Source organism: Methylophaga sp. OBS4, assembly GCF_026319305.1.
Lineage (GTDB): Bacteria > Pseudomonadota > Gammaproteobacteria > Nitrosococcales > Methylophagaceae > Methylophaga.
This window is the reverse complement of record NZ_JAPDMV010000004.1, coordinates 1-12,553: the sequence shown is the minus strand read 5'-3', so window position 1 is coordinate 12,553 and position 12,553 is coordinate 1. Positions and strand designations below refer to the sequence as shown.

The window sequence follows — 12,553 nt, the reverse complement described above, 5'->3', positions numbered from 1 at the left end:
AAGGCGCAGGTATTTTTCTTTAGCTCTGCTGCCCTGTTTTTTAAGCTGTCAACAGTTATCATTGATCGGACTCGGTAGCCACAGCCGTAGCCTGTGACGGCTCTTTACGCGCCCATGACTCCATCAAACGGGACGTCACCAGATCACCGGTCACATTAATCGCTGTACGCGACATATCCAGAACTCTGTCGACACCCATTATCAACGCGATACCGCTTGGCGGGATGCCGACAGTGGTGAGCACCATCGATAAAATAATAATACCGACACCCGGTGTCGCCGGAGAACCGATGGATGCCCCGACAGCCATTGCGACCACCAAAGCCATGCTCGCCATACTCAAATCAATACCATATACCTGCGCCAGAAAAACCGTTGCTACACTCTGGTACAATGCCGTGCCGTTCATATTGATCGTTGCCCCCAGCGGAATAACGAACTGGGCAATGGAGGGCCTCACTCCCAACTTGTCTTGAGCAGTCCGAATCGACAAGGGCATCACTGCAGCAGAGCTTGACGTGGAAAATGCCAGCAATAACACATCCCGCGAATGCTTCAGAAAAAGCAGCGGCTCCTGCTTGGCCAGGAACCGCAACAGCAATAAATACACCGCCAGCATCACCAGCAGTCCGGCCAGTACCGTGGCTACATAAGAGGCCATGCCAAGCAATGCACTGAAACCTATGCTGGTCGTCAGCTGTGCCATCAAACCAAACACGGCATAAGGTGCGAGACGCATTGCCCAGCGCACCACGGTCATGCAGATCTGTTGCAAGGATCTGAGCAAATCCAGCATCGGACGCGACTGTTCCGGCGCCATCGTCACCAGCGCAATACCGACAATGATCGAAAAGATGACGATTTGCAGCATCTGACCTTGCACCATCGCATCCAGCGGATTACCGGGCAGCAGACCTATCAATACCTCCGGTAACTCAACCACACTGGGCAATGTTGCGTTGTTTTCAATCACCGCATCATCAATATTCGGTACCGGCATACCGTGCAGCAGCAGACCCGGTTTGAACAAATTGCCAACCCATAAACCTATCGCCGCAGCCAATGCGGTGGTGATAGTAAAAAACAAAACGACACGAATGCCGACTTTGCGAAGCTGCTCCAAATCCTCACTGGCCGCCAGCCCACGAACCACAGACGCCACCACCAGCGGTATCACTATCATCTGAATACTGGCGATAAACAAATGGCCGGGAAATGCCAGCCAACTGCCGATAATAGAACCTGTTTCCGGTTCAACCCAACCAACGGAAGGACCCAATAACACACCGACGATAAGCCCCAGAAACAGGCCGATCAGCACCTTCAGCCATAAACGGCTTTCCACAAGCCCGAACAGATAACTGCTTAGATAACGAGTGGCAGGCGGATATTCACTCGCGGCTGACGACTTTTCATCTTGTTGGCCCATATTGACTCTCGGGTTACATGGTCAATAAACAGCTTACTTCATTTTTCTTTTCAAAAAGCCAGCCCTTTTCAAATTCATATTTATAACGCCACCATCGGTGATGGAGAGCATGAACATGCAATGGTCCTTGGTTCAATGGCATCATCCATAGACAAGTGAGTGCCGCTATGCTTTTTGAACAAATATACTCCAAACCCGCTTCTTACCCTGTGGTACAGCTACATGTGGATTTAGTCTGACGCCATTGGGAATGGAAATTGGTGAACGCGCGATCGGGTTGGCTGGCTGGATTGAAGACAACCTTAAACGTATTCTGACCACCCAATTATCTGAAAACAGTTAATGAAATACATCCAGACCTATCGGTTTGAGGCTTGAGCAGATTTGTCAGCAAGCGACGCTTCCTCGGCCAGACTACATTCAAGAATAGCCTTTCTAGCCTCTTCTTCCTCGACCATTTTCAGGTTAGCTCCACCAACAAAAACACCCACCTTGATGTACTGCTCTGCGTAATAGTGTTTGCCTGCATCTGCTTCAAATGATATTGAGTTATCACTGAACTCGGACTCTGTAGCCAGTGTATGAGGGCCCGGTGAAATAACTTTGTAGAAATAAACTTTATTTGCCGTTTCTCCGATCACATTGCCATCCAGAGATACCGTCTTTTTCAGTGCCTGCCCAACAAAGGTATTTCGATAAATATAGAGACCGGCCTTATCTTCCGGTGGGGGTGAAAACTGCTTCAATGCAAGGTCATTTTCTTTATTAGCCATCGGTACTGATGCACAACCTGACAAAACTAATGAAAAAATTATCGTAGCCGCAATCGCTAGTTTTCTGAACATGTATAAGTCCCTTTATTTTGTTGGTTTAAGCTTCTCTATTATTTTAATAGGCTGCCGGTAATACTTTCATTTCTGGCAGATATGTTCAACATAAAAATTTCTTACGCTGAACCCAATATCCTCGAAAGCAATTAATTGTTGGGATTCGCTTCACTCGTCACCGACCTTGGTGGTGTTTCTGCCCATTTGCTTGGCTTGGTAAAGCAGGCGATCAACCGTTTCGATAAAGCGGAGCGGTTCATCATCATGCGCCGGAATAATGGTGCTGACACCCATGCTCACCGTCAGCACATGGCTGATAGATGAAGCCCGGTGCGGGATTTGCTGTTTGAATATCAGCCTGCGGCAGCGTTCAGCAACTTTACCGGCCGCTTCAGCGTCGGTTTCCGGCAGGATCAACGCAAACTCTTCGCCGCCAAAACGGGCGATAAAATCTTTGGCGCGTGTTGCCGCCTCACTCAAGGTTTCGGCAACCTGTTTCAGGCAGCTATCACCCTGAATATGACCGTAATGGTCGTTATATTGTTTGAAAAAGTCGATATCGAGCATGATCAACGACAAAGGCCGTTGATTGCGCCGAGCATGGTTCCACTCCATTTCCAGCACCGAATCAAACATACGACGGTTGGCCACACCGGTCAGACCGTCTTTGAATGACAACTCTTCCAGCTCTTTTTGCAACTCGATCAGCTTATGTTCCGTTTCCTTGCGCTCAGTGATATCAAACATAAAACCTATCAGCGAATCGACCTCACCGTTTTCATTTCGAACCACATGTACCACATCACGGATCCAGACATACTCACCATCCTTGGTCAGCGCCCGGTAATCCGCCTCGTGATCGGTGCCTGCTTTGGATTGTGACACGCAAAAGTTGACGACCTCCTCCCTATCCTCGGGATGCATCCGCTCCACCCAGTCATCGATACCTCTCCAGCTATCCTGAGTCCAGCCCAGCAGCTTTTCGATTTGCGGGCCGATATAGGCAAATTGCAGGCTTTCCCAGTCAATTTTCCAGGGAATGGCGTTGGTGGACTCCAACAGCGTTTTATAAACTTCGCTGTCGTTTTCCATCTCCAGGTTGTGGTCGGTCATGTTTATATTCCGAAGGGATAGAATCAGGTGACTAAAGTATCTGGTTTCAAGCGTATTATCCCCTTGATTATGAACTAGAGTTTTACTTCGAAATAATTCAATAAAGCCAACATAACGAAGTAACAGGTAACGGTAACACCAATAGAAATCGCCAGACTGATATAGAAACCCACACCCTGCTTTAACAACAAGGGTAAGGTGATAAATAAGGCCAAGGAAGGGATCACCAGCCAGAACACACTTGTCGCCAGAGCAGTAACCTTGGCAACATCCTTGGTATCGATATAAAGCCAAATCATCGCAAGCACTGACACCAGTGGTATGGAAGCCAAGACAGCTGCGATCAGAGAGCTTCGCTTGGCGATTTCGGAGATAATAACTATCAGAATTGTGGTAATGACTACCTTAGCCAGATAGTAGGCCATTTCTTTTTCCCGTTAATTTTGTTGGAATTCGTAACACTTGATTACAAATGGATAGAATCCGATGACTAAAATATCAGGTTTCAAGTGTTTCGGTCGCTTAATCCTCGACCACGGCTAAATACATTCACTCAACAGCGAAGCATTGGCCGTCTTCGGAAAATACCAATGGCCCGTTGTAATGCTTTCGAATCTCTTCGGTGGACTCCGTTTCGAGGCCGATGGTACGGCGCATACGATGCGACAACACGACGTGCTTAACGCTCGCCATGGCAGCAATCTTACCTATTACTGACGGCGGCATGTGCAGGTTACGGGCAACACCACCCATGCTTTCCGGAATCGCATGATGCGCCACAAGCAGATCGGCATTAAAGGCAAGCAGCTCAAGCGTGTGGTTGTCACCGTTCATATCGCCACTGAACACAAGATGCTTACCGGCGATATCAACACGCCAGGCAAGTGCTGGAAGCGAACCATGGTGTACAGGCACGGCGGTTAGATGAAAGCGCCCATCATCAATGACCTTCGTCGGGCTGTCGCCGACCGCCTCTACGTTAAAGGCTCTCAAGCGGTAGCTTTCATTTCCCGTCAAATAATCGTCAAGATAATGAAATGTACCATCGGGTGACGCGAACAACGCCTGCACGAAATCCTTCGTATTCGGCATGAATTGATTACCCGTAGGGCCATAGATCGGCAAGTCCCGCTCGCGCCCGGTAAAAAAAGCCCCTTTGATAAGCGCCGGCAGATCCGCACTGTGATCGACATGCAAATGGCTCAACAAAATCACGTCGAGATCTTCCAATCGCGCACCACTTTCTTCGTAACGCAACATGCTGCCCGGCCCCATGTCTATCAAAACGCGAGCACGGCCATCCTGCCAGATCAAGTAAGCAGAAGATGCCCGCTGGTCGGTGATTTCGGGACCACCAGAGCCCAGTACCTGCACCGCTACACCGTTATCACCACAGCCCGAAGACGCATGCGCCACGCACGCAAAAAACATAAACAGTGACGTAGCGGAGATTAATTTAATTATTAATCTGATCATATAAGCCGTGAATCTAATGTGAAGTACATTCCATCCAGATACAGCGTTCATTTCTTTTTTCAATCCTAGCCATCACTTCGAGCGGGTACACAATGTTTTGAATTCGAAATGGTATCTTTTGGCCTTTGAATTCATGAACCGAAACTTTTGCATCGAGGATGTCCCTGTCAGAATGGGCATACATTTTGTCTCGACAACGCAACAACTCATCATGTAATTCACGAAAACCATCTGGGATGTAGCGCTCATCAAGTTTACGCCAAGGCGTCCCTTTCTTTCCCTGTGAGCCTGTATAGACTCGACAGTACGCTATAACTGCATACTTGAAAGCGGCTTCACGGATGATGCCACCGTCTGAATTTCTGACAGCCTTTAGCACATTACGAGCATCATCAAGATCACTGAAACAGTTTTGGACATGCAGAAAGACTTCCGAGTCGCCCATGGGAGATCCTTAACAGTCTGTTTATGAAGCCTCCGGCCTCATAATAATTATTATAGGGCGACATTTTAATCCGCCAACATCAAACCAAAGACTAAACTATATTTTTGATTTTTAACCAAATTAGAAATAACGTCTGGGCCTATGCTCGCAAAATAAGGCCAATAACTCGACTTTGCTTGTTTAATCGGGCCTGTTTGCTACAGTCACGGTGCCTTCTACTGTAACTGCGACATCGTATTTTCATTTTCCCGTATCCGATTCTCGATCTGCCGGATTTTTTTCTGGTAGCTCGCCATCACATCGTTCATTTTCTGAAACAGGCCAGGCTCTTTAGTGGCGATGGTGTCGTCATCATATTGATACGTTCTTTGGCTTAACTCCTCAAGTTCAGCTTCCCGCTGCTTTTCCAGTTCCGTGATTTGGGCTTTAAGCGTTTCGTTTTCTTCGTGCAAAGAATGGATGGTATTGACCCTGGACTCTTCCTTGAATTGCTGGGTTATCTGCTGTTGCGTTGTTACATCTTCAGCTTTGGGCTGGCGAATTTTAAGCTCAATGATTTCAGCCTTGTCCGAACAAGGTTGATCGCTGAACTGGGTTTTGCCGTTGACCGTGCATTTATAGATCTCTGCCTGTACCGGCAGAACCAATACCAAAGCTAATAAAGCTGTTAAGAAACGCATATCCTTGCTCCTGTAAATAATTTAGCCATGATGATCTTCCATGATAAAAAATAAATTAACGGGCTATTGTCGTACCCATTCCTCGCTACTGCCATACCGAGGCCAGTAGAGCTTCAGCACACGATCGTCTATTGATTTCACTGTATATTTCAAAATATTGTTCACGGTCACTTTATCTCCGTTATACATCGTATTCTCAAAATCAGCTGTGATCGTGAGCTTTTTACCGTGCAGAGACCAGCTACCGGTGGCAGTTATTTCAGCAAACTTGTTTTTTCCGTAAGATTCAAACGTGCCGTCTGCATAAAAAGTCCTGTCTTCACTTCCCTCTCCCAATAATTTTCCGGCCCAACGCCCGATTAGCTTCTGCCGAAGAATTTCGTCCGAACCCAAGTCCACAACAGCTTTTGATGATGAGGTTAAATCTGAGGTGCTTTCAGAGCTTGCCGTGGCTGGCAGCGGTTCTTTGATAGGGATGGTTTTCTGATGTTCGGCCTCTTTTGCACAAGGTCTGTCACTCAACATCAATGTGCCATTTTCGACACATTGATAAACTTCGGCCGCCTGGATAGCGGTTACCCATACCGAAATGAGTACCAGAGCAAGATGTTTCGCCATCTCCCCTCCATTTCAATAAACAGGCCCTAGCTATATAGCGCTTTGTTAAAAATCAGGCGCTTTATGCTTGTTGGTGATATTCGACCACCCGCTCCACTTCTTTTTTAGAACCCAACACCACCGGCACCCGCTGGTGAATGCTTTGCGGCTGGATGTCCATAATGCGTTCGCGGCCTGTGGAGCTCACACCGCCCGCCTGTTCGACGATAAAGCTCATCGGGTTGGCTTCATACATCAGGCGCAGTTTGCCGCCTTTCTCGGCGATTCTGCTGTCGAGGGGATACATAAAGATGCCGCCGCGGGTCAGGATGCGGTAGACCTCGGCCACCATTGACGCATTCCAGCGCATATTGAAGTTTTTCTCGCGGCCGCCATCGGTGCCTTGCACGCATTCGTCGATATAACGTTTGACCGGCGCTTCCCAGAAGCGCTGGTTAGACGTATTAATCGCAAACTCGGCAGTATCTTCCGGAATGGTCATATCCGGATGGGTGAGGATAAATTCGCCGACATCACGATCCAGCGTAAAGCCATTGACGCCGTTGCCGGCCGTCATGATGAGCATGGTGGCCGGACCGTAAATGCAAAAACCGGCACAGACCTGCTCGCTGCCTTTTTGCATAAAATCGTCCAGCGCCGGCTCCTGGATACCCTCCGGACAACGTAAAACCGAAAAGATAGTGCCAACCGTCAGGTTGATATCAATATTAGAGGAACCGTCCAGCGGATCGAAACAGACCAGGTATTTACCTTTGGGGAACTGCGCCGGGATCTGGATGATTTCTTCGATTTCTTCCGAAGCCATCGCGGCAAGGTGGCCGGTCCATTTCAGATGGTCGACCATCACATCATTAGTGATGATATCGAGTTTTTTCTGATCTTCACCTTGGATGTTTTGCGAGTGGGCATAACCGCCGAGGCCGATAATGCCGCTGCGGCCGACCAGATGAGAGATTTTTTTACAGGCGCTGACAATATCGCTAAGCAGGCCGGATAAGTCGCCGGTGGAGCCGGGATGCGCCCGTTGTTCTTCGACAATGAATTGAATAACGGATTTTCCGATATCTGACATGGGTGTTGCCTCCGCGCTGAAAGTCAGCGGATTCGCTGAATTACTTTATGGTTATTTTGATAAAACTAAACCACCGGGGAGGGATAAGCAAGTTGGTATTCAACCAGCCTACAAGGTGTAAGCTCTTGTTCCCACGCGAAGCATGGGAACGGTTGGGTTTACTGAGAACAGGAACACGGTTCCCACGGAGGACCGTGGGAACCAGTACATTATTTTCTCTGTGGTTACATCTTTAAGTTTTACAGCTTGACCAGGATCTCGCCCATACCGATACCGGAAATATCACCGGCATAACGTTGTACCCGTGAGAACGGTTCAACCTCGGCAAACTTGCTGTCGAGCTGTTTGAACGAGGCAAACATCAACGGCAGAAATGCTAACGTATGTGCGCCGCAGTCATTGAAGTTGGCCGCCATACCGTTTTGCGGCGGCTGAGTAAGCAGCAAGGTGCCGCGCTTCATCGCATAACCCAGATGCTTGCCAACCTGACCCAACACGGCAATAGTGCCGGAAACCATACGGGCACCGCAGTAATCACCGGCGTCTCCTTCAATCAGGATCATGCCGCGACGCATATGATCGCCGGTACGATCACCAGTATTGCCGGTCACAATCACGGTACCGCCGGCCATGCCGTTTTTGTAACCGACGCGGGCACCGCCGACAAAATCACCGGCATTGCCGTTGATTTTAATCACACCGCCTTTCATTTCACAGGCGGTGAAAATACCGGTATTGCCGTTGACTTCAAGCTGACCGCCGGTCATGAACTGACCCAGATAAGCGCCGCCATCGCCGTTAACGGTAATGCTGCCTGAGCTCATTGCATGGCCGATATGATCCAGTTTGCCGCAGCTGTTTTCGAAACACAGATCATCCAGATCGTCACCGCTGAGATCAAACAAGGCATCGACGCGGGTTTTGCTGTTACCAGTGACCAGTTCTAATGCTGCGATATCAGCCAGCGTTTTCCCTTCGAATTTATCCGGTGTCAGCGCCGAACAATCAATACGCTGTGCAGGGGTGGTTTTTAAAGTGAATGTTAAAGCACTCATGCCATGATCTCCTGCAGGTGGAAGTGGAACGGCCCCAGTTTACCGCCGTAGTTACCGGCGCTGATGCGACGGATACCATTTTCGGCGCCCAGATCACAGGCCGCCTGAATACCGACACGCATCGCTTTGTTGATATCTTGTTCCGACAGACCGTCGATAACGATTTCCATCACCGATTCGACTTCCGGCGACAGTTCGGATTTGGTCTGGCCTTTCAAGGTCGGGCAAAACGCATCGTTGGTCGAGGCATTCAACGCCTTGTATTTGGAACCGACTTTAGAGCCTGAGCGCACTACCCCGCCCGGGAACGGCATAATGACGTTCGGAATTTTTTTCATTTCCTTGATCGCCGCTTCACACGCCGCTAATGCCTGCGGTTGTGATTCGGCCAAAATCAAAAAGTTACCGCCGCCGACCGATGGCAATACGCCCGTGGTTTCCTGGGTCAGGAATTCACCGTCCATCACCGGAATCCGCCAGTAGCGTTTACCGTCGATCATCTTGGAGATTTGATAACCGTCACCAAAGAAACGCAGGTTTTTACCTAAAGCGATCTGATCACCTTCATCAATCCCCGCAAATAAAGCCGAGGTAGGAGATGTAAGTACACACTGACCCGCACGGGTTTCAACTTGTTTAGCCAGCCCTTTACCGCCCATCGCAAAAATCAAACAGGCTACGCCGGGGCGGCCATCCGGGGTTTCACTCGGATCCAAAGTGCGTTCAATCGACGCTTCACACCCACAGGCAATGACCGAGGTGGCAAAACCGGTAAACGCAGTTGCCGAGTTCATCGCCCACTCAAGGTTTTGTGCCGTGATAATGACCCGGGTACCTTTCATCGGAAAGGCTTCGGCAAAGGTCGGGTCTATCGTGACGCCGTTGATAATCATAAGCTGCCTCCTTTTTTCAACGGCTGTACAGTCAGACTGCCGCGACCATCATCAATGATTTCATCGTCACCGATTTTAAAGTTGCCCAATTTCATGGTGTGGTATTGATCGAAATAAGCCTGCAACGGTTTTTCAATGCTTATATCAAATTCCGGTTTGACCACATGCGTGGTGCCCCAGGTAACTTTAACCAGCTCACCGTTTTTGACCACCATCTGCCCGTCTTTGAATACATAATCCGGCTTGGCAAACATTTTTTCGCGATCGGCATCATCGGTATAAACGGTGATATCCGCTGCCGCACCGGTGCCCAGATGACCGCGATCGGCCAAGCCGACCAGCTTAGCGGCACCGGCACGGGTCATAATCGCAATATCGTAAAGTGAATACTCACGATCCAATGACGCCAGATGCGAAGCTTTCTGTGCTTCCGGATGCAAGGTGGACAGCATATCGTTACGGAATGATTTATCCATCAGCAGTTTGATCAGATGCGGATAGCTGGTAAACGGCGCACCGTTCGGGTGATCGGTGGTCAGGAAGATCCGCCACGGATCATCAACCATCAGGAAGGTTTCCAGACCAATCATCCACTGCAAGGCGTTTACATAGCTTTGATCTTTATATTTGAACGGCACCACACCACAGCCGGCATCACATTCGATATCCATACACACCCACTTGTTCGGGTGCGCATGGGCGCTACCGGCAAACTGGCGCATATTGTCGCCCGATGCGGTGACGGTCTGACCGAACAGGATCTGACCGACATCAACGGTGATGTTTTTGTGTTTGTTGATGGCTTCAGCAATCTCGGCCGCACCGGATGAGAATTTGAAATCACCTTCGGTGCCGTAGCTGTGGAACTGAATATGGGTCAGATGCATCGGCAGACCTTCAATACCTTGAATGGTATCGAGGGTGGTATTCATATTGCCCGGTATGCCCAGATTACAGCCATGAACGTGTAACGGATGCGGCACGCCCAGCTCGGTGACCGCCCGCGATAAACGTTGCAGAATTTCACGCGGCGACACATTGTAAAACTCGTTTTTCTCGTCAAGATCCAGTTTGCGCTGGTTGAATTTGAAGGCGTTGATGCCGCCCGGATTGACCACTTTGATGCCGATAGCCTGACTGTGGGTAAGGGTCCAGGCCACATAATTGTTAATGGCTTCCTGATCCTGATTGGCCGCCATCATTCGGAGCAGGAAGTCATCACTGCCCAGCATCGCATAACCGCCTTTATCGATAATCGGCGTGTCATGCATTTCCATATGGGCCTGACGGGCATTGACCGGCAATACCGCAGGTTCGAAACAGGAGGTATAACCCATTTCAGCGTAGCGGTAACCGGTGGTCAAGGTGCTGGGCGCTGCATGACCTGAACCGCTGCGCAGCAGTTCAGTACGCTCGACAATCGCTTCGGCATGATCTTCCGGCAACATGGTACGGGCAATATTGACCTTTCCGCCGCCGATATGAGTATGCATATCAATCGCGCCGGACATGATGACTTTACCGCGGACATCAATTTCTTCATCGACTTTGCCATCACTGGGCGCATCCACAATACGGCCATCACGAATATAGATATCGCGGACAACATCGTTGATACCGTGTTCGGGATCAAAGATTCTGCCGCCTGTTAATTTAGTAATCATGATTTATCTCCGTTTACAGAGCTTGTTCAACAGCAGTCAGCACTTCGAAGGTGCTGGGCAAGCCACTGTCACGTAATTTTTTCAGCGGTACAGACACCACACTGTCGGTACGGAACGCACGGCCGGCATGATCGATACCGGGGACACCGACCGGGATAAAGACTTCCGGTTCCTGTTCAAACGTCATGCCTGAACGTCCCAATACCACTGTAGTGGCGATGCTTGGCGGCGGAGTGACTGCCACATTGAAGCTGGACACCCAGATCAGCAGATCGGCTTCCCCATCAGCCAGCATGCGTTTGCCGTCGTTAAGATAAGGGTCATATTCCGGATGGCCGCGATGGAAGTTGGTGCGCATAGGATAACCGCTCTGCCAGGCAGACACGGCATTGACCGTGGCATCCCCTTCTTTGCCGCCCAATGGCAGACCACTGCTGCGGGTAGTGAGGTTGATTTCCTTAATCATTTCGCAGATGTTCTGAATCGTGACTTCCGCATGATCAAAGTCAAGCTGACCGGCAGACCAGGTCACTACAGAATATTTGGCCGCATTGAGTTTTTCAGCGATAGCTGCCAAATCCGCTACCGCAATACCCACCACAGTTTGCGCCTGTACGGTTTTGCCTTTGACCAGCGCTCGCAACACTGAAATGACTTCCGGCAGACCGGCATCATCACATTCGATCACCTGGGCTGTTCTGCCACCGGGCGAAGTTGAAGCCTCGCCGGACGGTTTTTTACCCAGATAAATGATGTCGCGGGATTCTATATCCTGACCGAACATGCTTTCCTTGACCCAGACCATGCGTTCAAAGAATCGCGGGAAGGTTTTTTCAACATCGGTGCCGACAATCAGCAGCAGATCGACGCGGTTACGCACTTCGGTCAATGTTGTGGTCATATAACCGGTATCCTGCAATACCAGAATATTTCTGAAAGCCGCATTGGAATAAACACTGTCAACACTGGCCTGGCTCTTATCCGCCAATGCCATCGCAGCACGGGCACCGTTTAAATCGGTTCCCAGACCGCCAATTAATGGCTGCTTGCTGGCTTTCATTAATGTGGCTATGTGCTTTATTGCTTGCTCCAGCGTGGCTTGCTTACCCTGAATTCGCGGTGTCAGATCAGTGATGGGGGTTTCAAAGCCAGCCTTGGTGAAGCATTTGCCAAATCTCAGTTAGCAGCCTCTGTGAGTTNNCCAACTGGTGGTAAAGCCTTTATCTCCGTTCGTGAAGCTGACAAAGTTGCTGTTGTCGCGATTGCCAGAGATTTACTGAA

At 49.5% G+C, this 12,553-nt stretch carries 13 protein-coding genes; all 13 read right to left on the bottom strand.

Going from position 1 to position 12,553, the window contains the following annotated elements:
- Positions 1–58 precede the first annotated feature (58 nt).
- The 13 genes from OMP95_RS01645 to OMP95_RS01585 all read right to left on the bottom strand — a co-directional run bounded on the left by OMP95_RS01645 (position 59) and on the right by OMP95_RS01585 (position 12,332).
- Positions 59–1,429: a dicarboxylate/amino acid:cation symporter gene (locus OMP95_RS01645; protein WP_266325249.1), complete on the bottom strand. Its 1,371-nt coding sequence runs from the start codon at positions 1,427–1,429 to the stop codon at positions 59–61.
- 359 nt (positions 1,430–1,788) lie between these two features.
- Positions 1,789–2,274: a DUF2846 domain-containing protein gene (locus OMP95_RS01640; RefSeq protein WP_266325247.1), complete on the bottom strand. Its 486-nt coding sequence runs from the start codon at positions 2,272–2,274 to the stop codon at positions 1,789–1,791.
- Between the two features lie 150 nt (positions 2,275–2,424).
- Positions 2,425–3,369: a sensor domain-containing diguanylate cyclase gene (locus OMP95_RS01635; RefSeq protein ID WP_266325245.1), complete on the bottom strand. Its 945-nt coding sequence runs from the start codon at positions 3,367–3,369 to the stop codon at positions 2,425–2,427.
- 74 nt (positions 3,370–3,443) lie between these two features.
- The gene (locus tag OMP95_RS01630; RefSeq protein ID WP_266325243.1) at positions 3,444–3,794 is read right to left on the bottom strand and encodes a DUF3147 family protein; all 351 of its coding nucleotides are present in this window, start codon (positions 3,792–3,794) and stop codon (positions 3,444–3,446) included.
- Positions 3,795–3,918: 124 nt separating this feature from the next.
- Positions 3,919–4,896, bottom strand: coding sequence for an MBL fold metallo-hydrolase (locus OMP95_RS01625; protein WP_266325241.1), 978 nt, complete (start codon positions 4,894–4,896; stop codon positions 3,919–3,921).
- Positions 4,859–5,290 (bottom strand): hypothetical protein, encoded by a 432-nt coding sequence (locus tag OMP95_RS01620; protein ID WP_266325239.1) that lies wholly within the window; start codon positions 5,288–5,290, stop codon positions 4,859–4,861. The genes OMP95_RS01625 and OMP95_RS01620 overlap by 38 nt, the downstream gene beginning before the upstream one ends.
- 215 nt (positions 5,291–5,505) lie before the next feature.
- The gene (locus OMP95_RS01615) at positions 5,506–5,970 is read right to left on the bottom strand and encodes a DUF4124 domain-containing protein (RefSeq protein ID WP_266325237.1); all 465 of its coding nucleotides are present in this window, start codon (positions 5,968–5,970) and stop codon (positions 5,506–5,508) included.
- 63 nt (positions 5,971–6,033) lie between these two features.
- Entirely contained in the window at positions 6,034–6,588 is a 555-nt protein-coding gene (locus OMP95_RS01610; protein ID WP_266325235.1) for a DUF4124 domain-containing protein, read from the bottom strand.
- A 61-nt stretch (positions 6,589–6,649) separates the two neighbouring features.
- The gene (locus tag OMP95_RS01605) at positions 6,650–7,660 is read right to left on the bottom strand and encodes a class 1 fructose-bisphosphatase (RefSeq protein WP_266325233.1); all 1,011 of its coding nucleotides are present in this window, start codon (positions 7,658–7,660) and stop codon (positions 6,650–6,652) included.
- 239 nt (positions 7,661–7,899) lie between these two features.
- A complete protein-coding gene (locus tag OMP95_RS01600; protein WP_266325231.1) occupies positions 7,900–8,715 on the bottom strand; it encodes a formylmethanofuran dehydrogenase subunit C in 816 nt (271 codons plus the stop codon).
- Positions 8,712–9,608, bottom strand: a complete 897-nt coding sequence (fhcD, locus tag OMP95_RS01595; RefSeq protein WP_266325229.1) for a formylmethanofuran--tetrahydromethanopterin N-formyltransferase — start codon at positions 9,606–9,608, stop codon at positions 8,712–8,714. The genes OMP95_RS01600 and fhcD overlap by 4 nt, the downstream gene beginning before the upstream one ends.
- Entirely contained in the window at positions 9,605–11,272 is a 1,668-nt protein-coding gene (locus OMP95_RS01590) for a formylmethanofuran dehydrogenase subunit A (RefSeq protein WP_266325227.1), read from the bottom strand. The genes fhcD and OMP95_RS01590 overlap by 4 nt, the downstream gene beginning before the upstream one ends.
- 13 nt (positions 11,273–11,285) lie before the next feature.
- A complete protein-coding gene (locus tag OMP95_RS01585) occupies positions 11,286–12,332 on the bottom strand; it encodes a formylmethanofuran dehydrogenase subunit B (RefSeq protein WP_266325225.1) in 1,047 nt (348 codons plus the stop codon).
- Positions 12,333–12,553: the final 221 nt, after the last annotated feature.